Below are 22,913 nucleotides of genomic sequence, written 5' to 3' on the forward strand. Positions count from 1 at the left end.
GCCGGCCGGCGGGGCGACGATAGATTCGCTCCTTGGAGTCCGAGCTAAGGAGCCCCCCGTGACCGTTCCCCATGTCGATGACGTCCATCCGGCCTGGCTGCCACCCGAGGCGTTCCGCGCGATCGGCGCGCGCCGCGTGCTCGTGCTCGCCGACGGTTCGCCGCTGTCCGGCACCGTGCGGGCCGAGGTGGCGGACGCCTGCGCGCGCCACGGCGGTGCCGTGGCCGCGCCCGGCGAGCCGTACGACCTCGTGCTCGCGCTGGCCTCCGGCGGCTCGCTGCCGCCGGAGGCCGCCGCGCTGAAGGGGCCTGAGCTCGGTCCTGAGGGCTTCCTGCTGGCCCGCACCGGCGGGGTGACCGCGGTGCTCGCGGACGCGCCGGCCGGTCTGCTGTACGGGTTCTTCGCGGTGGTCAGGCTCGGCGAGGCCGCGTTCGAGGGCGAGCGGCCCGCCGAGACGCACCGGCCCGCGCTGGAGCGGCGCATGCTCGATCATTGGGACAACATCGACGTGCATCCCGTGATGGGCCAGGTGGAGCGCGGCTACTCGGGCGGGTCGATCTTCTGGCGGGACGGCGTCCTGCACGAGGACCTGACCAGGGTGCGCGCCTACGCGCGGCTGCTCGCGGCCACCGGCGTCAACGCGGTCGCGGTGAACAACGTCAACGTGCACGCCCCCGAGGCCCGCCTGCTGACCGACCGGCTGGACGAGGTGGCGGCGCTGGCCGCCGAGTTCCGCCCGTACGGCATCCGCGTGCACCTGTCGGTGAACTTCGCCTCCCCCATCGCGCTCGGCGGCCTGGAGACGGCCGACCCGGCGGACGAACGGGTGCGCGCGTGGTGGGCGCGCACGACCGAGCGGGTGTACGCGGCGATCCCCGACTTCGGCGGCTACGTGGTCAAGGCCGACTCCGAGGGCCAGCCGGGGCCGTTCGCGTACGGGCGCGACCACGCCGACGGCGCGAACATGCTGGCCGACGCCCTGGCCCCGCACGGCGGTGTGGTGCACTGGCGGGCGTTCGTCTACAACCACCGCCAGGACTGGCGCGACCGCTCGACCGACCGGGCGCGGGCCGCCTACGACCACTTCGCCCCGCTCGACGGCCGGTTCAGGGACAACGCGATCGTCCAGGTCAAGTACGGCCCGATCGACTTCCAGACGCGCGAGCCGGTCTCACCGGTGATCGCCGCCATGCCGGATACGCGGCTCGCGGTCGAGCTGCAGGTGACGCAGGAGTACACCGGCCAGCAGCGGCACGTGTGCTACCTGGCGCCGATGTGGAGCGAGGTGCTCGGGTTCCGCTTCTGGGGCGAGGGCGAGCCGGCGGTGGCCGAGGTGATCAAGAGCGGCGGCCTCGTCGCGGTGTCGAACGTCGGCGACGACCGCTACTGGACGGGCCACCCGCTGGCCCAGGCCAACCTGTACGCCTTCGGCCGCCTGGCCTGGGACCCCGGGCTCGATCCGGTCGCGATCCTCGACGAGTGGATCGGCCTGACCTTCGTCCCCGGCGACGACGAGGGCGGCGAGCGGCTGCGGGCCACGCTGCACGGCATGATGGACGGCTCGTGGCGCACCTACGAGCGCTACACCGCGCCGCTCGGCGTCGGCTTCATGGTCAGGCCGGGCCACCACTACGGCCCCGACGTGGACGGCTACGAGTACACGCCGTGGGGCACCTACCACTTCGCCGACCGCGACGGCGTCGGCGTCGACCGCACCAGGGCCACCGGCACCGGCTACACCGGCCAGTACCCGAAGCCGTGGTCGGAGGTGTACGAGTCGCTCGCCGAGTGCCCTGACGAGCTGCTGCTGTTCTTCCACCACGTGCCGTACGGCCACGTGCTGCACAGCGGCGTCACGGTCATCCAGCACATCTACGACACCCACTTCGCCGGTGCGGAGGAGGCCGCCGAGATCAGGGCGCTGTGGGCGAAGCTGGAGGGCGACGGCCTGGTGGACCCGGCGCTGCATGCCCGCGTACGCGAGCTGCTGGACGAGCAGGTGCGCTCGGCGGAGGAGTGGCGCGACCAGATCAACAGCTACTTTTACCGCAAGTCGGGCGTGCCCGACGCGCGGGGCAGAACGATCTACTGAGCGTCAGGGCGGGTGAAGCGCTGCCGGACCTCGGTGATCATGGCGCGGCTGTTCCACAGCAGCGTCCCGGCGAACACCGAGGCCAGCAGCGCAAGCGCCGCCTCGGTCGCCACGAACACGACGCCGCCGGACACGATCAGCAGGCACGCGTTGGCCAGGGTGGCGGCGGGGAAGCGGCCGAGCCCGTACGCCGCGAGCTTGGCGACGTCGGCCGCCCTGAACGCGAACAACGAGGTGATGACGAGCGCGTTGAGCACCCACAGCGTGCCGCCCGCGGCGAGCACGATCAGCAAAGCGCCCCACCAGCCGGGCACGCCCGCGGCGGCGAAGTTGGTCAGATTGATGCCGACCAGGGCCAGCATCAGCAGGTAGGGCGCCCAGACCTTCAGCGCGGCGCCGAAGTTGAGCTTGTAGCCACGCCAGAACGCGGCGGCCGGGCTGAGCTCGGCCAGGTCGCGGCTGCGGTGGCGCAGGGCGTAGAGCGCGGCCGACAGCGCGGGGCCGGCCGGCAGCAGGCAGGCGGCCATCAGCGGCAGGTTGGTGGCGTCGCGGTCGAGCAGCACCATCGCCACCAGTCCGGGGATCGCGGTGAGCAGGACGAGCAGCTCGACGATCAGCAGCGTGTAGATCAGCGCCGAGCCGCGCGACAGCGGGCCGGAGCCGAACTTCTGCGAGGTCGTCAGGTCGCTCATCGCGTGTGCTCCTCCAGGATGGGCGGGTCCGCCGCCGTCCCGGAGGATACCGGGCCGTCCGGGGACATAAGCCGGCGGGCGGTCGTGCGGTGTGGACAGGCAGGAGGCCGGGCCGTCCCGGTGGAGAGAGGACGGCCCGGCCGGGGGGAGAAGGTCAGCTGCCGTGCTCCTTCTTGAAACGCTCGTAGGCGCCGTTGACCACATTGATGTACTGCGTGGCGCCCTTGCCCTCGACCTCCTTGACGTAGGCGTCCCACTCGGACAGGTCGCGCTGGCCGAGGATGAACTTGAGGGTGTTCTGGGTGACGTGGTCCTTCAGCGGCGTCTCCCACAGGGCGACCTGCTCGCGCTCCTCCTCGGTGAGCGGCGCGGGCGGCTCGACCGGCCAGGACTTCCTGGCGTTCATCACGTTCTGGAACTCGATCTCCTCATCCGAGAACGTGGACTGCAGCAGCGAGGTGGGGCCGCCGTAGGCGAACACGCCGTTGCCGAAGCCGAAGTCCTTCTGCAGGTGCTTGGAGCCCTTGGGGTTGAGACCGACGTAGTCGACGTCCTTGGCGAGCTTGATCTTGCCGTCGGAGTCCTTGGTGTAGGTGGTGCCCTCGACGCCCCACTTGGCGAAGAGCTGGCCCTCGTCGGAGTACCAGAGCCAGTCGATGAACTGCATCATCGCGACGAAGTTCTTGTGCTCCAGGGCCTTCTTGGAGATCATGATGCCGTTCTCCAGCCGGCTGGCGAACTTGTACTCGCCGATCGGGCCGATGGGCACCGGGATCTTGACGATCTTCGCGTCGGGGATGTTCTCGGTCAGCGGGCCGCGGTAGTCGTTGATCAGCGTCTGCGCGTTGGTGCTGATGACGAACGACTTGCCCGAGACGAACTTCTCCTTGGCGGCGTCGTCCTGCTGGGTGAAGCTCTCGGGGTCGAGCAGCTTCTCCTTGACCAGCTTGTTCAGGTACTCGATCGTCTGCTTGTAGCCCGGCATGGTGCCGGTGTAGACGAACTTGCCCTGCGCGGAGTCGAACGTCGCGTGCTGGTACTCCCAGCCGCCCTTGCTGCCGTGCGCCTGCGCGATCAGCTTGATGATGTTGCCGCCCGGCGTCGGAACACCCCAGCGGTCCGTCATCGGGTACTTGTCGGGGTACTCCTCCTTCATCTTCTTGAGCATGTTGTAGAAGTCGTCGAGCGTCTTCGGCACCTCGAGACCGAGCTTGTCGAGGATGTCGGTGCGCACCGCGAAGGAGTAGTCGGCCCAGGCCGCCTCGTGCAGGCCGGGCAGCAGGTAGATGCGGCCGTCGGACTGCATGATCGAGTTCAGCTCGGGCTGGAGCTGCCACTTGGCGACCTTGTCCTTGAAGTTCGGCATCAGGTCGAAGTAGTCGCTGACCGGCAGGATGGCACCGGAGGCGACGAACGGCTCCTCCTGCGGGTGGTACGTCTTCGGGATGATCAGCGGGGCGTCACCCGCGCCGATGATCAGGCTGCGCTTCTTCTCGTAGTCGCTGAGCGGCACCGTCACCGGCTTGATGGTGACGTTCGTGCGCTTCGTCAGCTCGTCCCAGAACAACCAGTCGGCCTTGTACGGGTAGAACGGGTGGTTGTTGTAGAGCATGTCGAACGTCAGCGGCTCGGTGGCCTTGAACTGCTGGCCGACGGCGAAGTTCGCCATCGAGCCCGCCTTGTTGGCCGACGACGTCGCCGCGCCCTTCGCCGGGGTCTCGCTGTCACTGCCGCAGGCCGTCAGGGCGAGGGAGGCGAAGGCACCGAGACCGATGATCGCCTGACGTCGCGAGATGTCGCGCATGGGGGGAATCCTTTCCCGTGATTCTGCTGGGTTGAAAGGCGTGGACGTCAGCCCTTGACCGCGCCGAGCATGACGCCGGAGACGAAGTAGCGCTGGACGAACGGGTACACCAGGAGGATGGGCAGGACGGTGAGCACGATCGTCACCGCCTGGATGTTGGCCGCCGCCTGGGTCACCTCGGCCGCCGCGGCCCCGAAGGAGTCCGCTCCGGTCGCGCCGGCGATGAGGTTGCGCAGGTAGACGGTCACCGGGAACAGGTCGGCCTCGTTCATGTAGAGGAACGCGGGGAACCAGGAGTTCCAGAACGAGACCGCGTAGAACAGGATCATCGTGGCGAGCACCGCCTTCGACAGCGGCAGCACGATCTTCCACAGGATGCCGTACGTGTTCAGGCCGTCGATGGCGGCGGCCTCCTCCAGGTCACGCGGCAGGTTCTCGAAGAACGCCTTCATGACGAGGAGGTTGAACACGCTGATCGCGTTCGGCAGCACGATGGCCCAGATCGTGTTCTTCATGCCGAGGCTGCTGATCAGCACGTAGTTGGGGATCAGGCCGCCGGAGAAGAACATCGTGAAGACCGCGATGCCGATGAGGAACGTACGGCCCTTGAGGTGTTTCTTGGACAGCACGTACGCGTAGCTCGTGGTCAGCACGATCGCGATGAACGTCGCGACGACCGTGTAGACCACCGTGTTGCGGTAGTTCGTCCAGAACATCGGGTCCGCTGCCACGATCTTGTACGTGGTCAGGTTGAACCCCTTCGGCAGGAGGTTCACCTCGCCCGCGCTGATCGCGCTCTGGCTGCTGAACGAGCGCGCCAGGATGTTGACGAACGGATAGAGCGTCACGATCACGACGACGGTGAGGATCAGCGCGTTGAACCACTGGAAGACGCGGTAGCCCCGGGTCATGTCGTGCGTATTCACCACAGGCTCGTCCCAACTGTGCGGCGGGAGATCAGGTTGGCCGAGAGGATCAGCACCAGGCCGATGATCGCCTCGAACAGGCCGATCGCCGCCGCGTAGCTGAAGTTGCTGGCCTCAAGGCCCATCCGGTACAGGTACGTCGAGATGACGTCGGCCGTCGGATAGGTCAGCGGGTTGTAGAGCAGGAAGACCTTCTCGAAGCCCACTGCCATGAACGTGCCGGTGTTGAGGATCAGCAGCGTGACCGCCGTCGGCCGGATGCCGGGCAGCGTCACGTGCCAGATCTGCCGCCACCGGCCCGCGCCGTCGATCCTCGCGGCCTCGTAGAGCTGGTCGTCGATGGTGGTCAGCGCGGCGAGGTAGAGGATCGTGCCCCAGCCGACCGTCTGCCAGACCTCGGAGCTGACGTAGATCGTCCGGAACCAGTCCGGGTCCTGCATGAACGAGATCTTCTGGCTGCCGATGAAGTCGAGGAACGAGTTGATCGGCCCGTCCAGCGAGGTGATCTGCATGACCATGCCGGCCACGATCACCATCGACAGGAAGTGCGGCAGGTACGTCACCGACTGCAGGAACCGCTTCAGGGTGCGCCGCCTGACCTCGTTGAGCAGCAGCGCCAGCACGATCGGCAGCGGGAAGCAGAAGATCAGCGTCAGCGCGCCCAGGACGAGGGTGTTGGTGAAGACGTTCCAGAACGTGGGGTCGTTCAGGAACAGCTTCACGTAGCGCAGGCCCACCCACTCTTCGCCGAAGATGCTGCCGCCCGGCTCGAACTTGCGGAACGCGATGACGTTGCCGATCATCGGCGCGTACCGGAAGATCAGGAAGAACAGCAGCGGCAGGATCGCCAGCGTGTAGAGCTGCCAGTCGCGGCGGAACGCCCGCCGCCACGAGCCGCTCTTCTCCCGCCGCCGGCGTCCAGGTGCCGGCTTCGCGGGGGGACGCTGAGTCTTCGCCGGGCTCAGCGTGTCAGATGTGCTCATGCTCGGCCCTCCGGGGGGTTGCGATCGATCTGCGCCGGCGCCTGGAGCCGGCGGCGGTGGCCGACTTCACGTACGTCGCCGGTCAGCCGCAGCGGCAGGGTCGCCACGGCCTCGGCGCACGAGCGGCCGAGCCGCAGCTCGACCTCGCCCGGCTCGACGATGCGGCGGCCGTCGGTCCCGGTGAAGGACGTGAGGTCGGCCGGCACGGTGAAGGTGACCCGCGCGCTCTCCCCCGCCTCCAGCGGGACGCGGGCGAATCCGATGAGGCGGACGACGGGCCTGGTCGTCTGCGCCACCGGGTCGTGCAGGTAGAGCTGCACCACCTCGGCGCCGGCCCGCTCGCCGGTGTTGCGCACGGTGACCTCGACCTCGACCTCGCCGTCCACCGGCCAGCCGGTGACGTCGCCGCGCACCCGCGCGCCGCTCCACTCGTAGGCGGTGTAGCCCAGGCCGTGGCCGAACGGGTAGGCGGGCGTCGGGTCCACCGACGACACCTGGGAGCGGCGGCCGAGCGGCGGCGAGAGGTAGGTGGAGGGCAGCCCGCCCGCGTCGCGCGGCACGCTCACCGGCAGGCGGCCGGTCGGATTCACCGCGCCGGTCAGCACCTCGGCGAGCGCCTGGCCGCCACGCTGGCCCGGGAAGAAGCCGAACAGCACGGCCTTGGCGGCGTCGGTCTCGGGGCCCAGCGCGTACGGGCGGCCGGCGAGCAGCACCAGCACCACCGGCGTGCCGGTCGCCAGGACCGCCTCGACCAGTTCCGCCTGCACGCCGGGCAGCCGCAGGTCGGTGGCGTCGCAGCCCTCGCCGGACGTGCCGCGCCCGAACAGCCCGGCCCGGTCGCCGACCGCGAGCACGCACACGTCGCTGCTCTTCGCCAGCTCCACCGCCTCGGCGATGCCGGAGGTGTCGGTGCCGCTGATGTCGCAGCCCTGGACGTACTCCAGGCCGGGCACCCGCTCGGCGAGCGCCTCGCGCAGCGACGGGATCTCCACGCCGAGCCCGTGCTCGGGGTGCGGGCCGACGTGGGCGGGGAAGGCGTAGCAGCCGAGCATCGCCATCGGGTCGTCGGCCACCGGGCCGACCAGCGCCACCCGGCCGCCCGCCGCGAGCGGCAGCACGCCGTCGTCGTTGCGCAGCAGCACGATCGCCTCGCGCGCCAGCCGCAGCGCCAGCTCCTGGCTCTCCTCGTCGTCCAGCCGCACCTCTTCTGCGGGGCCGGGCAGCGGCCGCCAGCCGGCATCCAGCAGGCCGAGCTCCGCCTTCTGGATCAGCACGCGGCGCAGCGCCCTGTCGATCAGCGCCTCGTCCACCGCGCCCGCCTTGACCGCCTCGACCAGCGGGGCGCCGTACGCGTCCACGGTCGGCAGCTCCACGTCGATGCCGGCGCGCAGCGCGAGGCCCGCCGCCTGCCCGCCGTCGGCGGCCACGCCGTGCAGCCGCTCGAGGAACCGTACGGAGAAGTAGTCGGCGACGACCGTGCCCTCGAATCCCCACTCGTCGCGCAGCAGGCCGGTGAGCAGGCTCTCGTCGGCGGCCACCGGGACGCCGTCGATCTCGGCGTAGGAGTTCATCACCGAGCGGGCCCCGCCGAGCCGCAGCGCCATCTCGAACGGCGGCAGGATCACGTCCGCCAGCTCCCTGCGGCCCATGTGCACCGGCGCGAGGTTCCTGCCGCCGCGCGAGGCGGAGTAGCCGGCGAAGTGCTTGAGCGTGGCCACCAGACCGGAGCCTTCGAGGCCGCGCACGTACGCGGCGCCGACCGTGCCCACCAGGTACGGGTCCTCGCCGATGGTCTCCTCGGTGCGGCCCCAGCGGTAGTCCCTGGTCACGTCGAGCACCGGGGCGAGGCCCTGGTGGACGCCCGCCGCGCGCATCGAACGGCCGATCCGTCCCGCCATCTCCTCGACCAGCTCGGGGTCGAACGAGGCGCCCCAGCTCAGCGGTGCCGGGTAGACGGTCGCCTTCCAGGCCGCGAACCCCGTCAGGCACTCCTCGTGCACCTGCGCGGGGATGCCGAACCTGCTGGCACGCACGATCTCCTCCTGCGAGGCCGCCAGCGAGCGCGCGCCCGCCACCGGGTCCACGGGAGCCGTGCCGAACGGCCGCGTGAGCTGCCCGAGGCCCTGCCGGATCGCGTCCTGCCAGTCGGGCCCTTCGCCCATGTCGGTCTGGTGCGGGGCGACGCCGCCACCCGACGCGTCGGCGCCGACCCAGACCCCGACGAGCTGGGCGACCTTCTCCTCCAGCGTCATCAGGGGGATGAGGGCCTCCGCCCGCTGGGCGGGGGTCGATCCCGCGTCCCGCCACTGCTCGCTCTCGCCGGACGCCGCCGAGCGCGTGTCATTTGGTTCGTGGCCCCTCATGCCATCCCTTCGCCCTTATGCCGGCGCCGGCCCGCGGCGAGAGCGGGGGGTGTAACGCGGGGATGACGCCGAAAGTTTCAAGCAGTTCCGTTTAATATTGCGGCAACATAAGGGGCTCATTGAATCGTGTCAAGACCGCCGCCAACCTGCTGTGTTGCAGGTCCTGCCGGTTGTGGCCTCCTGCGTGCTCTGGGGCCCATGACGGGTTCCGCCGATGTTAAGTTGCCCGAAACTTTCGGAAATACGGAGTGGATTGGAAGGCTGCCTGACACCGTTGGGAGGCGGCGGTGCGGCCGTCGTTCTGACAGTCCGTTTTGACATGAAGGTTACAGCTATGCCCTCCTCTCGTCAGCGCCCCGTTGCTTTCCTGTCACCGCCCGTTTCCATTCACGGGCTCGCGGCCGTCAACGCCCGATTCGCTGTTCGGCGCTGGTCGCTGCGGTGGCCCAGTGCGGGGCGCCGGCGCGGCCGGCGACGGCCGCCGCCTGGCGGAAGTGCTCGCGGGCGCGCTCCGGCATGCCCAGGGCGGAGGCCAGGTGGCCGAGGTGAAAAGCCACCGGGCCCAGGGTGACCAGGCCGCTTCCCGCTCCGGCCAGCTCGTCGTGGGCGGGCAGCAGGCGGTCGTACAGGCCGGGCAGGTGGTCGTGCACGCCGGCCGCGAGCGCGGCCGTGGCGTGGAGGCAGGTCCGCAGCTCGTACAGCAGGTCGCGCGGCGACTCGGGGACGGCCCGCACGGCCTCCCGCGCCTCGTCGAAGCGGCCTGCGGCGAGCAGGGTGAACGGCCGCACCCACGCCTCGTACGGACCTGGCTCCGCGTGCACGGCGCCCCCTGGCGCGGCTTCCCCGGCGGGGGCGGCCGGGACTTGACTGGCCTTTACAGGCCGGGCGGCGAGGGGGCCGGCATCGGCGATGTTCAGACAGAGCAGAGCCAGGGGCAGCAGGCCCTGCTCGACGCCGGGCATGCTCGAACCTTCGAGCCGGGCGGCCGCCGCGCGGTAGGCGGCACGGACCTCGTCGGAGTCGCCGGACGTGATGGCCAGGCGGAGCGCTGCGTACCAGCCGGTGAAGACGCCGACGAGCGGCAGGTCGTGCTGCTCGGCCAGCCGGTCTGCGGCGGCGGCGTGCCGGTCTGCGGCGGCGAGGTCACCGAGCCCCGCCCTGGCCTGGAGCAGGATGAGGTGCGCCAGCACCGTGAACGTCACCATCCCCTCGCCCGCGCCCGCTGGCTCTGGCGTCCCGCTTCGCTCCCTGGCCGCCGCTGCGGTCGGGGCGCGTTCGGCCAGCCTCAGCAGTTCCTCGCCGATGGCGGCGCGTTCGCCGGCCAGGCCGGCGCGGTGGAAGGTCTGGAGGGCGCGGCCGTTGAGCGCGTACGCCAGCAGCGTGCGGTCCCCCAGCCGCCTGGCGATGCGCTCCGCCTCCCGTGCCGCCTGGTCGCCGCGCCGCCCGGGGTCGGCGCGGCGTTCCATGGCGATGGTGATGAGCAGCCGGGCCCGCTCCTCCGCGTACGTCTCGTCGCCGGGGAGGGCGGCGAGCGTGCGTTCCGCGGCGGCGACGAGGCGGGCCGACAGGGCGGGGTCGTCGTTGGCCGTCCAGTTGGCGGGCACGTCGAAGGAGCCGATGACGGCGGCGGTCAGCAGCGGGTCGCCGAGCGCTTCTGCCGCGTCCACCGCCTCGGCCCGCAGGCGGCGCGACTCCCCCAGCCGCCCGATCACCGCCAGCGCCCGCCCCAGCCCCATGACCGCCGCCAGCCGCTCCTCCTGCGACGGGCCCTGCTCACCGCGCTCGGCGGCGCGGCCGAGGGCTTCCAGGGCGGCGCGCCAGAGGCGGGCGGCCTCGTGCGGGGCGAAGCGCCGCTCGGCACGTTCGGCCGCCGCACGGGCGTAGCGGGCGGTACGGAGGTCGCCGGCCCGCCCCTCGGATCGCAGGCAGTGGTGGGCGATCGCCTCCACGTCGCCGGGACGCAGGCGTTCGACGATGTCGGCGACGGCGGCGTGCCGGCGGGCGCGGCGGGCACGGGCCACGTCGGCGTACAGGGTCTCGTGGACCAGCGCGTGCGCGAAGCCCAGCCGGTGGGCGTCCCGCTCGACGAGGAACCCCGCGAGCAGGGCGGACTCGACCGAGTCCAGGACGGCCTCCTCGTCGCCGGCCAGTGCGATGAGCACGTCGAGATCGATCTCCTGGCCGATGACGGCGGCCTGGCGCAGGTGGGTGCGCGCCGCTTCGGGCAGCCCGGCCAGCCGCTGCCTGATCACGTCGCGCACCCCGGCGGGGACGGTGTGCAGGGCGGCGTCCCCGCAGCTCTCCCACAGGCGGGTCAGCTCGCGTACGAAGAACGGGTTGCCGCCGCTGCGCGCGTGGATCGTACGGACGTGGGCGCCGGGTGGCTCGCGGGTGGCGAGGGCGCGGACCAGCGCTCCGGTCTCCGGTTCGGACAGCCCGCCCAAGTAGACGCGCACCGGTTCCGCCCGCGCCGCCCGGCCCAGGGCCTCGGTGAGGGGGACGGTGAGGTCGGTGGAGCGGTACGTGCCGACGACCAGCACCGGCGCGCGCCCGAGCCCGGTGGCGAGCGTGGTGAGCAGGGCGAGCGTCTCCTCGTCGGCTTCGTGCAGGTCGTCGAAGGCCAGCAGCAGCGGTGCCCTGCGGGCGGCGGCCGCCACCTCGGCGCTCGCCTCCCGGACCCTCGGGGTGTGACGCCTTGTGCTCTCTTGTGCCTCGGCGTCGGCGGGACGCCAGGGCCAGGGCCAGGTGGTGGCGTGCGCTTCCTGACCGGCCGCCCACGCCGTGTGCCAGCCTGTGGCTTCGAGCCGGCGGGCCAGCGTACGTACAAGAGCGGTCTTGCCCGCACCTGCCGCGCCCGACACGAGCGCGAGCCGTGCCCGGCCGGACGCCACGACATCCGCCGCCGCGCGCTCCAGCTCGCCCAGCTCCGCCTCCCGCCCCACGAACGGGTGCTCCCCCACCGCCGCCCCTGCCTGCAGCCGATCGGGCCCGCTGAGCTCGACCGGTGAGGCCGGGTGCCGGGGGACGGTCAGGTGGGGGGCTTGGGAGAGGATGTCCGCTTCGAGCGTGCGGAGGGCCGCGCCCGGGTCCACGCCCAGCTCGGCCAGCAGCGTTTCCCTGGCACGGCGCAGGGTCGCGAGCGCGTCGCCCTGGCGTCCCGTCGCGTACAGGGCGTGCGCCAGGAGCCGCCAGCCGTCCTCGCGCAGCGGATGGGCGGCGACGTGCGCCTCCAGGTCGGCGACGCACTCGGCGGCCGGCCCCGCGATCAGACCGGCTTCGGCGCGGCGTTCCACGGCGAGCAGGCGGAGCTCGTCCAGGCGGGCGGCCTCGCCACGTGCCCAGTCCTGGTCGGCGAACTCCGCGTACGCGGGCCCGCGCCACAGCCCCAAAGCCGCTCCGAGCAGCGCGTACGCCTCGGCGGCCGGGACACGGGCGGCCTCGGCCAGCGCGGACTCGAAGCGCCAGGCGTCCACCGCGTCCGGCTCGGCGCGCAGCGCGTAGCCCGGCGGCGAGGTGACGAGGAGGCGGGAAGGGGTACGCGGCGGGCGGTCGGGTTCGAGCGCCTTCCTGAGCGCCCCGACGAACGTCTGCACGGCCCCGACCGCGCCCTCCCCCGGCTCCTCCCACAGGTCGTTCACCAGCCACGACACCGGCACGACCCGCCCTCTGGCGACCAGCAGCCTGGCCAGGACGGCCCGGTGGCGCGGCCCCTTGAGCGGGATCGGGCCGCGCTCGCAGGTGGCCGTCAACGGGCCGAGCACACCGAAAGTCACCATGGCGCCACCCAACCTACGCGCCACCGCCACCTGCCCCCGCCCGTCCTCCCGGCGAGCACCCCCCGGCAGACCGGTTCTCGTGCCGCCCGCCTTCGGCGAGTCCCGGTCGGCGCCGGCCGGGTGCGTCCTGCCGCAGGGCGGTGTGGACGGAGCCGAGCAGACGGGGGGCTTCGGCGCGGACGCTGCCCGGTTCGTCCTGGTGGCCCGGTTCGTCCTTGTAGATCGCGAGCCGCTGCCCAGGAGCACTGATCGGCTGCTGATCGGGCGCTGATCGAGGGGCGGCAGGGTGCGGACGTTCCGATACATCGTTTCAGAAGGAGGCGATTCCGCATGACGCCCCAGATTCCCGGGTTCGACACGCGCCGCGTCGCCGTGGCCGAGCGCGTGAGCCTGAACGTGGCCGTGGGCGGCGACGGCAGTCCGGTCGTGCTGCTGCACGGCTTCCCGCAGACGCACCTGATGTGGCGGCACGTGGCCGCAGATCTCGCCGCCGACCACACCGTCATCTGCCCCGACCTGCGCGGCTACGGCGGCAGCGACAAGCCGGGCGACGTGGACGGCCGCACCTACGCCAAGCGCACGATGGCCGCCGACATCGTCGCGCTGGCCGGGGCGCTCGGCTTCGAGCGGTTCGCGCTCGCAGGTCACGACCGGGGCGCGCTGGTCGCGTTCAGGGCGGGCCTCGACCACCCGGACCGCGTCACTCACCTGGCGGCGCTCGACGTGCTGCCGACGCTGGACTCCTGGGAGGTGATGCGGGGCCGCGCGGCCGCCGTCGGCTTCCACCTGTTCCTGATGGCCCAGCCGGAGGGCCTGCCCGAGACGATGATCGGGGCGGCTGCGGACGCGTTCTTCGGCCACTTCCTCGACCTGTGGGCGTCCGATGCCGAGGCGATCCCGCACGACGTGCGCGCCGCCTATCTGAAGGCGTCGCGTGAGGCGGTGCCGTCGATCGTGGCCGACTACCGCGCCACCGCCACGGTGGACGTCGAGGACGACGAGGCCGACCTGCGGGCGGGCCGCCGGCTGCGGATGCCGGTCACGGTGCTGCAGCAGGACTGGGGCGCGGCGCTGGGGTTCGACGCGGCGGCGCGGTGGCGGGCGTGGGCGGACGACCTGGATCACCGTACGGTCTCCTGCGGCCACTTCATGGCCGAGGAGGCGCCGGAGGAGGTGGTCAAGGCGATCCGTGACCTGCTCGCCCGGCGCCCCGCGGCCTGACCGGGGCTAGGCCGTGGCCTGCTGCTCGTCGTACTCGATCGCGTAGTCGTGCTGCGAGCGGTCCTTGAGCAGCCACGCCGCCACCACGCTGATCGCGGCGCAGATCGCCATGTAGACGGCGATCGCGAAGGAGCTCTCGTACGTCGCGTACAACCAGACCGCGATCAGCGGCGCGGGCCCGCCCGCGGTCACCGAGGCGAGCTGGTAGCCGAGCGACGCGCCGCTGTAGCGCAGCCGCCCGGTGAAGCTCTCCGCGATGAACGTGGCCTGCGGGCCGTACTGGATGTCGTGGATGGGCGCGGCCAGCACGATGGCGAGGAAGACCAGCGCGGGCACCCGGGTGTCGAGCAGCGGCCAGTAGATGAACGACCACACGACCATGAGCGCGGCGCCGACGATGTAGAGGCGGCGGCGTCCGACCAGGTCGGAGATGTAGCCCCAGAACGGCACCGTGACCAGGGAGACGAGGCCGGCGACGATCACGTACGTGTAGACGTCGTTCGCCGCGAAGCCCAGCGTCTTGGTGGCGTAGGTGAGGATGAAGACGGTGAAGATGTAGAACGGCGCCTGCTGGCCGGTGCGCAGCAGCGCGCTGAGCACGATCTCCCGCCAGTTCTTGACCAGCGCCTCCTTGACGGGCACCCGCTCGACCCGGTTCTCCTTGACGACCTTGGCGAAGACGGGCGTCTCCAGGATGCCGAGCCTGATGTACAGGCCGACGCCGGCCAGCACGAGGCTGAGCAGGAACGGGATGCGCCACCCCCAGTACGGGTGCAGCGGCTGGAAGATCTGCAGCGCCACGTAGCCGAGCACGAGCCCGACCGGCACGCCGAACTGCGGCCAGCTGCCGAGGAAGCCGCGCTTGCCGCCGCGCGTCTTGCCCCACTCGGTGGCCAGCAGGACAGAGCCGCCCCACTCGCCGCCGACGCTGATGCCCTGGAGCAGGCGCAGCGCGGTGAGCAGGACGCCGCCCCAGATGCCGATCTGCTGGTAGGTGGGCACCAGGCCGACGAGCGCGGTGGCCAGGCCCATGGTGACGAGGGTGGTGATGAGGGCGGCCTTGCGGCCGATGCGGTCGCCGTAATGGCCGAAGATGGCGGCGCCGATGGGCCGTGCGGCGAACCCGCCGAAGTAGGTGCCGAGCGCGAGGAGAAGCCCTGTGGTGGGGTCGCTGGTGGGGAAGAACAGCTCCGCGAACAGGGTGCTGGCGGCGAAGCCGTAGAGGAAGAAGTCGTACCACTCGATCGAGGTCCCGACGGCTGAGGCGATCACCGCCCGGACCAGTTGCCGTCTTCTCTGCTGCCCTGATGCGTCGAGTTCTTGCTGCTCAACCATCTTGCCGCTCCTGGGGGAGGTCTCGCGATACCCGCGACGGTACATGAACGTTGATCTGCGGTCACGAGCCGAAATCGGCGGGGGTTCCGGGTTTCGCCGTACGGGCCGGGGTTCGCGTACGGGCGAGGTGAGTGCGGGTTCGCGGCGGGTAGCGGGAGGGCCACGCCGGAAGGAGGGCAGCGCAGATGCGTCGTTTGGTCATCGCCGCCGTGGCCGTGGGCCTGGCGGTCACGGGCTGCGCGAAGGTGGAGAAGGACTGGGCGAACCAGGCTCCGCAGAACGACGGTGCCAACGCCAACATCGGGCAGGACCTTAAGCTGCGCAACGCCTTCCTGCTGGGCAGCGCCGACCCGGCCTCGCCGGCGCCCGAGCAGGCACTGTACGTGGTGCTGGTCAACAGCTCCGACCGGCCTGCCACGCTGGAGAACGTCACGGTCGAAGGCGGCGGCACGGTGCGGCTCGCCGGGCCCGTCGCGATCCCGCCCGACTATGCGATCGGCACCGGCAACCAGCCGATCGGGATGGTGTCGGGCGCGCGCGGCACCTCGGTGCCGATGACGTTCACGTTCCAGGACCGCACGTCCGTACGCGTGATAGTGCCGGTCATGGCGCGGACCGGCCAGTACGCGAACCTGCCGCCCTCCCCCAACGCGCCGCCGACGGCATCGCCGCCCGCCACCGCGCCGCCGACGGCTCCGACGACCGACGACTCGATCTCCGGCAGCCCGTCACCGACGGGGTGACGCACCAGCGCCGGTGAAGCGGCGGTTCAGCGCCTCTCCGTCCCGCCCGTGCCGGGTGACGGCTCAGCGCCTGGACAGCGCGGCGGCCGCTTCCGTGACGAGTGCGCCGTACTCGGCGCGCAGCCTCTCCGTCATGCGGCCGGCCGGGGTGGAGACGCTGAGGCTGGCGACGGGCCCGGAGAGGCCGAGCACGGCGGCGGCGACGGCCGCGATGTCGGAGCGCCACTCGCCCCGGTTGTCGGCGTAGCCGCGGGCGCGCACCTGCTCCAGCTCGGCCCGCAGCGCGGCTGGGTCGGTGATGGTGTTCTCGGTGTACGCGGGCAGCTCGCCGAGCGGGCGGTCGAGGTGGGCGAGCACGGCCTTGCCGTTGGCGGAGGCGTGCAGCGGCAGCCTGATGCCGAGCGGCAGCACGATGCGCACCGGCTTGTCGGTCTCCAGGCGTTCGATGAGCACGACCGCGTCGCCCTCAGGCACCATCAGGTGGATCGTCTCACCGGTGCGCTGGCGCAGCTCCTCCATGACGGGCATGGCCGCATCGCGCAGGCTCAGCTCGGTGGTGCGGGCGAGGCGTAAGACCTTGCTCGTCACCTGCCAGCGCGTGACCTCGCCCCCGGCGGGCCTGATCCACCCGGCCTCGTGCAGCGTCTTCAGCGACCGCTGCACGGTGCTCTTGGGCAGCCCCAGCTCGCGGGCCAGCTCGCCCACGCCGATCGGCTGGCGGGCGGCGACCGCTTCGAGCGCTCGGAGGGCGTTCACCACGCTTCTCATCATTGACTCCTCTGCGGTGTGATTTTACGGTGAATGAGCCGTCATGCGGCACGCCGTGCCGTCACACGGCACGGAGGTGATCCATCAGTGGGCCGGCACTTCCTGCAGATCCCAGGGCCGACCAACGTTCCCGACCGGGTGCTGCGCGCGATCGCGCAGCCGACCATCGACCATCGCGGACCCGAGTTCGCCCGGCTCACGGGCGAGGTGCTGGAACGGCTGAAGGGCGTGTTCATGACCTCGGGGCCGGTCGTCTGCTACCCCTCGTCGGGCACCGGCGCGTGGGAGGCGGCGCTGGTCAACACGCTGTCGCCGGGTGACAAGGTGGTGGCGTTCGAGACCGGGCACTTCTCCACGCTGTGGTGCGAGCTGGCCGCCAGGCTCGGCCTCGTGGTGGACGTCGTGCCCGGCGACTGGCGGCACGCCGCCGACCCGGCCGCGCTCGCCGATCGGCTCACCCCCGACGTGGCCGCCGTGATGGTGGTGCACAACGAGACCTCGACCGGCGTGCGCAGTCCCGTACCCGACATCCGCGAGGCCCTCGACCGGGCCGGGCATCCGGCGCTGCTGCTGGTGGACACGATCTCGTCACTCGGCTCGATGGAGTACCGCCACGACGACTGGGGCGTGGACGTCACCGTCGGCTGCTCCCAGAAGGGGCTGATGCTGCCGCCCGGCATGGGATTCAACGCCGTCAGCGAGAAGGCGCTGGCCCACCGGGGGCGGCTGCCGCGCTCGTACTGGGACTGGGATCCGATCATCGAGGCCAACCGGCGCGGCTTCTTCCCGTACACGCCGCCCACCAACCTCATGTACGGCCTGCGCGAGGCGCTGATCATGCTGGAGGAGGAGGGCCTGGAGGCGGTCTTCGCCCGGCACGACCGGCACGCGGAGGCGACCAGGCGGGCCGTGCGCGGGTGGGGACTTGAGGTCCTGTGCGCCGACGAGCGCGCGTACTCCAGCTCGCTCACCGCCGTGGTGCTGCCGGACGGCCACGACGCCGACGCGGTCAGACGCCTGATCCTTGAGCGGTACGACATGTCGCTCGGCACCGGGCTCGGCCGGCTGGCGGGCCGCGTGTTCCGGATCGGGCATCTCGGCCATTTCAACGACCTGATGCTCGCGGGCACGCTGAGCGGGGTCGAGATGGGGCTGGCGGCGGCCGGGGTGCCGATCAAGGAGGGCGGGGCGCGGGCGGCGCTCGCCTACCTGGAGGGCTCGGAGGGCTCAGCGGGCTTGGAGGTCGCCGAGTGAGCCTGGCACGGACGATTCCGGGGGGCGCCGCATGAGCCTGGCACGGACGATTCGGGGAGGCGCCGCATGAGCCTGGCACGGACGATTCCGGGAGGCGCCGCGTGAGCCTGGCACGCACGCTGGCCCCGCTGCTGGCCGGCGACGTCAGGGACGACCCGTACACCAGGCACCTCTACTCCTCCGACGCCAGCATGTACGCCATCGAGCCGCTGGCCGTCGCCTTCCCCAGGCACGCCGACGACGTGCAGGCGCTGGTGGCGGCCTGCGGCGAGCTGGGCGTGCCGGTGCTGCCGCGCGGCGCGGGCACCAGCCTGGCCGGGCAGACGGTGGGCGCCGCCGTGATCGTCGACTTCTCCCGGCACATGAACCGCATCCTGGAGATCGACGGCGACACCGCGCGGGTGCAGCCCGGCGTCGTACAGGACCAGCTCAACCGGGCCGCGCGCAAGCACGGCCTGATGTTCGGCCCCGACACCTCCACCAGCAACAGGGCCACGATCGGCGGCATGATCGGCAACAACTCGGCCGGCAGCCACTCCGTCCTGTACGGCTCCACCATCGACCACGTCCAGGCGCTGAAGGTGGTGCTGGCCGACGCGAGCACGCCCGACCTCGCCACCGACGCCCGGCTCAAGGCCGCGGTCGGCGAGGTGCTCGATGGGCTCGATCTGTCAGGCTTCCCGCGTTTCTGGCGGCACTCCGGCGGCTACCGGCTGGACGCGGCCGCGGCGGGCGGCGACGTGGACCTGACCAAGCTGATCGTCGGCTCGGAGGGCACGCTGGCCGTGGTCACCGAGGCCACGGTCGGTCTGGTGCCGCTGCCGCGCGCCAAGGCCATCGCGGTGGGCCACTTCACCTCGACCCCGGCGGCCGTCGCGGCCACCGCCGACGCGCTGTCGCTCGGCGCGGCCTCGGTGGAGCTGCTGGACAAGGCCATACTCGACCTGTCCAGGCGGCGGGTCGACTACGCGGCGCTCGCCTCCATCGTGGAGGGCGATCCCGAGGCGCTGCTGTTCGTGGAGTTCTTCGGCGACAGCCCCGCCGAGGTGGCCGAACGCGTGGACGAGCTGGCCGCCGCGTGGCGGGCGGGCGGGCACGGCTACCACACGCTCAAGGCGTACACGAAGGGCGAGCAGGAGGCCGTGCTGAAGGTCCGCAAAGCCGGGCTCGGCCTGCTCATGGCCTCTAGCGTCGGCAGCCGCAGGCCGCTCGCGTTCGTCGAGGACACCGCGGTGCCGCCGGAGCGGCTGCTGCCGTACGTGGAGGAGTTCGCCCGCGTGCTCGACCGGCACGGCCTGCGCGCCGGCTTCTACGGCCACTGCTCGGTCGGCTGCCTGCACATCCGGCCGTTCGTCGACCTGCGAGAGCCCGGCGAGATCGCCACGATGCGGGCGGTCGCCGAGGAGGTCGCCGACCTGGCCGCCCGCTACGGCGGCGTCAACTCCAGCGAGCACGGCGACGGGCTGGCCCGCTCGGAGTTCAACCGGCGGCTGTTCGGCGAGCGCATCTACGAGGCGATGCGGCAGGTCAAGCGGATCTTCGACCCCGACGGGCGGCTCAACCCCGGCAAGATCGTGGACGCGCCGCCGATGACCGAGCATCTGCGCGATCCGGCCATGCCCGAGCCGCGCCCGCTGGCCACCACGCTGGCCTTCGGCGGCGGCATGCACGCAGCCGCCGACCGGTGCATGAACGTCGGCGTGTGCCGCAAGGACGACACCGGCGTCATGTGCCCGTCGTACATGGCGACCCGCGAGGAGGAGCACTCCACCAGGGGACGGGCCAACGCGCTGGTCAAGGCGCTGTCGTCGCCCGACCCGCGGCGGGCGCTGGGCGATGAGCGGCTGCACGGCATCCTCGACCTGTGCCTGGAGTGCAAGGCGTGCCAGTCGGAGTGCCCGCTCGGCGTGGACATGGCGGCCTTGAAGAGCGAGTTCCTGCACCAGTACCAGAGTCAGCACGGCGTGCCGCTGCGCTCCCGCGCGTTCGGTGCGATCAGGACGCTCAACCGGCTCGGCTCGGCCACGGCGCCGGTGTCCAATTGGCTGGCCGGCGCCGTACGCGGCCCGCTCGGGCTGGCCAGGCGCCGCCCGCTGCCCCGCTTCCACCGCGACAACCTGCTGCGCTGGTTCGCCCGCCGCCCCGCGCCACCGGACGGCGGCGAGGAGGTGATCCTGCTCGCCGACTCCTTCACCACCTTCAGCGAGCCCTCCGCCGGCCGCGCCGCCGTGGAGCTGCTCGAACGGGCCGGCTACCGGGTGCGGCTGGAGTCCGAGGGCTGCTGCGGCCGTTCCAGCATCTCCAAGGGGCTGCTCGATCAGGCACGTTCGATGGCCTCCGACATGGTCGGCCGCCTCTCCGGCTCCGACGCGCCGATCGTCGGCCTGGAGCCGTCGTGCCTGCTGACGCTCAAGGACGAGTACGCCGCTCTGCTGCCAGGAGACCCCCGGGTGGCGCAGGTCGCGGCGCGGGCCAGGCTCGTACCCGACCTGCTGACGCAAGCCATCGACGACGGCCGGCTGGTGCTCGGCGACGCGCTGCGCGGGCGCGAGATCCTCCTGCACGGCCACTGCCACGAGAAGGCCGTCACCGGCACGGCGGCCACCCGCGCGCTGCTGTCCAGGATCCCAGGAGCGGAGGTGACCGAGATCGACGCCGGCTGCTGCGGCATGGCCGGATCGTTCGGCTTCGAGGCCGAACACTATGACCTGTCCATGAAGATCGGCGGTCTCCGGCTCTTCCCGGCGATCGCCGCATCCCCACCTGACACCCTGCTCGCGGCCACGGGGGTCTCGTGCCGCCAGCAGATCGCACACGGCGCGGGACGCATGGCGCGCCACCCGGTCGAGCTCGTCCACCAGGCGGCCGGCCTGACCTGACTCTCGGGGGAGATCGGAGTTAGCAGTGTCCGCAGAGCTCCTGTCCATCCTCGCCCTCATCCTCATGTTCGTCGTGGCCACGATCTTTCCCGTGAACCTCGGCGCGCTGGCCCTCGTCGGCGCCTTCCTGGTCGGGACGCTGGCCGCGGGCATGAGCACCGACGACATCCTCGGCGCGTTCCCCGGCAGCCTGTTCGTGATCCTCGTCGGGGTGACGCTGCTGTTCGCCATCGCCACCAACAACGGGACCGTGGACTGGCTGGTCCGGGCGGCCGTGCACCTCGTACGCGGGCGGCTCGCCGCCATCCCGCCGGTCGTCTTCGTCATCTCCGCGCTGCTGACGGCGGTCGGCGCGCCCGCCCCCGCGGTGGCGGCCATCCTGGCGCCGATCGCGTTCGGCTTCGCCGCCGAATACCGCATCCACGCCCTGCTCATCGGGCTGATGGTGGCCCACGGCACGCAGGCCGGCGCGTTCTCCCCCATCAGCGTGCTCGGCGGCATCGTGAACGGCGTCGCAAGCGAGGCCGGCCTGCCCATGGACTACCTGGTGCTGTTCCTGTCCAGCTTCGCGTACAACACCGCCGCCGCTGTGATCGTGTTCTTCGTGTTCGGCGGGCGTGATCTGATCCGCCGCGGCACCCACGTACCCGCGACAGAACAACCCGCGACGGCGACCGCTCAGGCGACGGAACACTCCACGACCACCACCACATCCGCAGCAGAACGACCCGCGACAACCGCCACACCCACAGCGGAACGACCCCAGACCACCGCCACACCCACGACGGAACGACCCGCGACAACCGCCGCACCCGCTACCGGACAGCCCTCGACCGCCGACGATGGTGGGCTGCGGCTGACCGCGCACCAGGCGCTCACACTCACCGGCATCGTCGCGCTGTGCGTGGCCGTACTGGCGTTCAAGCTGGACGTCGGGCTGACCGCCATCACCGTGGCCGTCGTGCTCTCCCTCACCTCGCCGAAGTCGAACAAGGGCGCGGTGGAGCGGGTGGCCTGGCCGACCGTGCTGCTGATCTGCGGTGTCGTCACGTACGTCGGCGTGCTGCAGGAGATCGGCACCGTCGACTACGTCGGCTCGGCGGTGGCCGCGATCGGCGTCCCGCTGCTGGTGGCATTGCTCATCTGCTACGTCGGCGGCGTGGTGTCGGCGTTCGCCTCGACGGTCGGCATCCTCGGCGCGCTGGTGCCGCTGGCCGTACCGCTGCTGTCGCAGGGCACGCTCGGCCCGATCGCGATGATCGCCGCCCTGTCGGTATCGTCGGCGATCGTGGACGTGAGCCCGTTCTCGACCACGGGCGCGCTGCTGGTCGCCAACGTACGCGGCATGCCGAGGGACGATTTCTACCGCAAGCTGCTGGCGTACGGGGCCGCGATCGTCCTGGCCGGCCCTCTCGCGGCATGGGCAGTCCTGGTCGCGCCCGGCTGGCTCGGCTGACCGGCACCGGCCGCACCACCGCCCCCACGCCAGCCGCTGACCGGGCAACCGTCACCGCCCCCGCCCCACCCGTCCCGACCACACGACCATCACCGCCCCCGCCCCACCCGTCCCGACCACGCGCACCATCACCGCCCCCACGCCACCGTCCCGACCACGCGACCATCACCGGCCGCACCACCGACTCCGCGCCGCCCCCCGCCAACTGTGCGGGTGACGACGCGCCGCTGGTTCCGACAGCGCTGCCGCTCCCGTACGAACAGTGCCGACAGCGCCGTCGCACCAGGCCGTCGCACCAGGCCGGCTCGGCTGACAGACACCGGCCGCGCCAACCGCCGGCCAATCCCGCGTCGCCCGCACCGACTGCACAGTTGCCATGTGCCGGCCACCCAGCCGTGCCGAGCGCTCCCGGTCCCGCACCGACCGCAGAGACGGCACGGCCGTCCCCGCCCCGGGCAGGCACGACCGTGCGGCCGACCGGTCGCGCGCCGACCGTACCGACCACACGACCGACCGATCGCACACCGACCGTACCGACCACACGACCGACCGATCGCACACCGACCGTACCGACCACACGACCGACCGATCGCACACCGACCGTACCGACCACACGACCCG

15 protein-coding genes are annotated in these 22,913 nt (G+C 71.7%); 7 read left to right on the plus strand and 8 right to left on the minus strand.

Features of this window, described 5'->3' with window-relative positions:
- The first annotated feature begins 58 nt into the window (after nucleotides 1-58).
- Nucleotides 59-2,092, plus strand: coding sequence for an alpha-glucuronidase (locus AB0K67_RS10330; protein WP_364056038.1), 2,034 nt, complete (start codon nucleotides 59-61; stop codon nucleotides 2,090-2,092).
- Here the strand turns inward: AB0K67_RS10330 and AB0K67_RS10335 are convergent.
- From AB0K67_RS10335 to AB0K67_RS10360, 6 genes are all read right to left on the minus strand, one after another.
- Nucleotides 2,086-2,784, minus strand: a complete 699-nt coding sequence (locus tag AB0K67_RS10335; protein ID WP_364056041.1) for a YesL family protein — start codon at nucleotides 2,782-2,784, stop codon at nucleotides 2,086-2,088. The genes AB0K67_RS10330 and AB0K67_RS10335 overlap by 7 nt on opposite strands.
- Nucleotides 2,785-2,938: 154 nt before the next feature.
- Nucleotides 2,939-4,588: an extracellular solute-binding protein gene (locus AB0K67_RS10340; RefSeq protein WP_364056044.1), complete on the minus strand. Its 1,650-nt coding sequence runs from the start codon at nucleotides 4,586-4,588 to the stop codon at nucleotides 2,939-2,941.
- Between the two features lie 47 nt (nucleotides 4,589-4,635).
- Nucleotides 4,636-5,514: a carbohydrate ABC transporter permease gene (locus AB0K67_RS10345; RefSeq protein ID WP_364056047.1), complete on the minus strand. Its 879-nt coding sequence runs from the start codon at nucleotides 5,512-5,514 to the stop codon at nucleotides 4,636-4,638.
- Nucleotides 5,511-6,497, minus strand: a complete 987-nt coding sequence (locus tag AB0K67_RS10350) for an ABC transporter permease subunit (protein ID WP_364056050.1) — start codon at nucleotides 6,495-6,497, stop codon at nucleotides 5,511-5,513. The genes AB0K67_RS10345 and AB0K67_RS10350 overlap by 4 nt, the downstream gene beginning before the upstream one ends.
- Nucleotides 6,494-8,860, minus strand: a complete 2,367-nt coding sequence (locus AB0K67_RS10355; protein WP_364056053.1) for a glycoside hydrolase family 3 N-terminal domain-containing protein — start codon at nucleotides 8,858-8,860, stop codon at nucleotides 6,494-6,496. Before AB0K67_RS10355 ends, AB0K67_RS10350 begins: the two co-directional genes overlap by 4 nt.
- A gap of 404 nt (nucleotides 8,861-9,264) precedes the next feature.
- On the minus strand, nucleotides 9,265-12,636 hold the full coding sequence (locus tag AB0K67_RS10360; protein ID WP_364056056.1) for a BTAD domain-containing putative transcriptional regulator: 3,372 nt from the start codon (nucleotides 12,634-12,636) through the stop codon (nucleotides 9,265-9,267).
- Between the two features lie 330 nt (nucleotides 12,637-12,966).
- Here AB0K67_RS10360 and AB0K67_RS10365 point away from each other — a divergent pair, with 330 nt between their 5' ends.
- Nucleotides 12,967-13,857, plus strand: coding sequence for an alpha/beta hydrolase (locus AB0K67_RS10365; RefSeq protein WP_364056059.1), 891 nt, complete (start codon nucleotides 12,967-12,969; stop codon nucleotides 13,855-13,857).
- A 6-nt stretch (nucleotides 13,858-13,863) separates the two neighbouring features.
- Here the strand turns inward: AB0K67_RS10365 and AB0K67_RS10370 are convergent, their stop codons facing one another.
- Nucleotides 13,864-15,192, minus strand: a complete 1,329-nt coding sequence (locus AB0K67_RS10370) for an MFS transporter (protein WP_364056062.1) — start codon at nucleotides 15,190-15,192, stop codon at nucleotides 13,864-13,866.
- A gap of 185 nt (nucleotides 15,193-15,377) precedes the next feature.
- Here AB0K67_RS10370 and AB0K67_RS10375 point away from each other — a divergent pair, with 185 nt between their 5' ends.
- The gene (locus AB0K67_RS10375) at nucleotides 15,378-15,935 is read left to right on the plus strand and encodes a hypothetical protein (protein ID WP_364056065.1); all 558 of its coding nucleotides are present in this window, start codon (nucleotides 15,378-15,380) and stop codon (nucleotides 15,933-15,935) included.
- Nucleotides 15,936-15,998: 63 nt separating this feature from the next.
- Here AB0K67_RS10375 and AB0K67_RS10380 read toward each other — a convergent pair whose 3' ends face one another.
- On the minus strand, nucleotides 15,999-16,691 hold the full coding sequence (locus tag AB0K67_RS10380) for an IclR family transcriptional regulator (RefSeq protein ID WP_364056068.1): 693 nt from the start codon (nucleotides 16,689-16,691) through the stop codon (nucleotides 15,999-16,001).
- 99 nt (nucleotides 16,692-16,790) lie between these two features.
- Between AB0K67_RS10380 and AB0K67_RS10385 the strand changes: the two genes are divergently transcribed.
- From AB0K67_RS10385 to AB0K67_RS10400, 4 genes are all read left to right on the plus strand, one after another.
- Complete coding sequence (locus AB0K67_RS10385) at nucleotides 16,791-17,957, plus strand: aminotransferase class V-fold PLP-dependent enzyme (protein ID WP_364056071.1); 1,167 nt, start codon at nucleotides 16,791-16,793, stop codon at nucleotides 17,955-17,957.
- A gap of 101 nt (nucleotides 17,958-18,058) precedes the next feature.
- Nucleotides 18,059-20,836 (plus strand): FAD-linked oxidase C-terminal domain-containing protein, encoded by a 2,778-nt coding sequence (locus AB0K67_RS10390; RefSeq protein WP_364056074.1) that lies wholly within the window; start codon nucleotides 18,059-18,061, stop codon nucleotides 20,834-20,836.
- A gap of 25 nt (nucleotides 20,837-20,861) precedes the next feature.
- Nucleotides 20,862-22,292, plus strand: coding sequence for an SLC13 family permease (locus AB0K67_RS10395; RefSeq protein ID WP_364056077.1), 1,431 nt, complete (start codon nucleotides 20,862-20,864; stop codon nucleotides 22,290-22,292).
- Between the two features lie 376 nt (nucleotides 22,293-22,668).
- Nucleotides 22,669-22,913: hypothetical protein (locus AB0K67_RS10400; protein WP_364056080.1), on the plus strand; the 245-nt coding region annotated here is incomplete at its 3' end.

Origin of the sequence: Nonomuraea sp. NPDC052634 (assembly GCF_040678535.1) — a bacterium.
Taxonomy (GTDB): Bacteria; Actinomycetota; Actinomycetes; order Streptosporangiales; family Streptosporangiaceae; genus Nonomuraea; species Nonomuraea fastidiosa.

Bases quoted from the DNA above. Each gene is read 5' to 3' on its own strand.
- AB0K67_RS10335 (WP_364056041.1), bottom strand. From the start codon at position 2,784: ATGAGCGACCTGACGACCTCGCAGAAGTTCGGCTCCGGCCCGCTGTCG.
- AB0K67_RS10340 (WP_364056044.1), bottom strand. From the start codon at position 4,588: ATGCGCGACATCTCGCGACGTCAGGCGATCATCGGTCTCGGTGCCTTC.
- AB0K67_RS10350 (WP_364056050.1), bottom strand. From the start codon at position 6,497: ATGAGCACATCTGACACGCTGAGCCCGGCGAAGACTCAGCGTCCCCCC.
- AB0K67_RS10355 (WP_364056053.1), bottom strand. From the start codon at position 8,860: ATGAGGGGCCACGAACCAAATGACACGCGCTCGGCGGCGTCCGGCGAG.
- AB0K67_RS10360 (WP_364056056.1), bottom strand. From the start codon at position 12,636: ATGGTGACTTTCGGTGTGCTCGGCCCGTTGACGGCCACCTGCGAGCGC.
- AB0K67_RS10365 (WP_364056059.1), top strand. From the start codon at position 12,967: ATGACGCCCCAGATTCCCGGGTTCGACACGCGCCGCGTCGCCGTGGCC.
- AB0K67_RS10370 (WP_364056062.1), bottom strand. From the start codon at position 15,192: ATGGTTGAGCAGCAAGAACTCGACGCATCAGGGCAGCAGAGAAGACGG.
- AB0K67_RS10375 (WP_364056065.1), top strand. From the start codon at position 15,378: ATGCGTCGTTTGGTCATCGCCGCCGTGGCCGTGGGCCTGGCGGTCACG.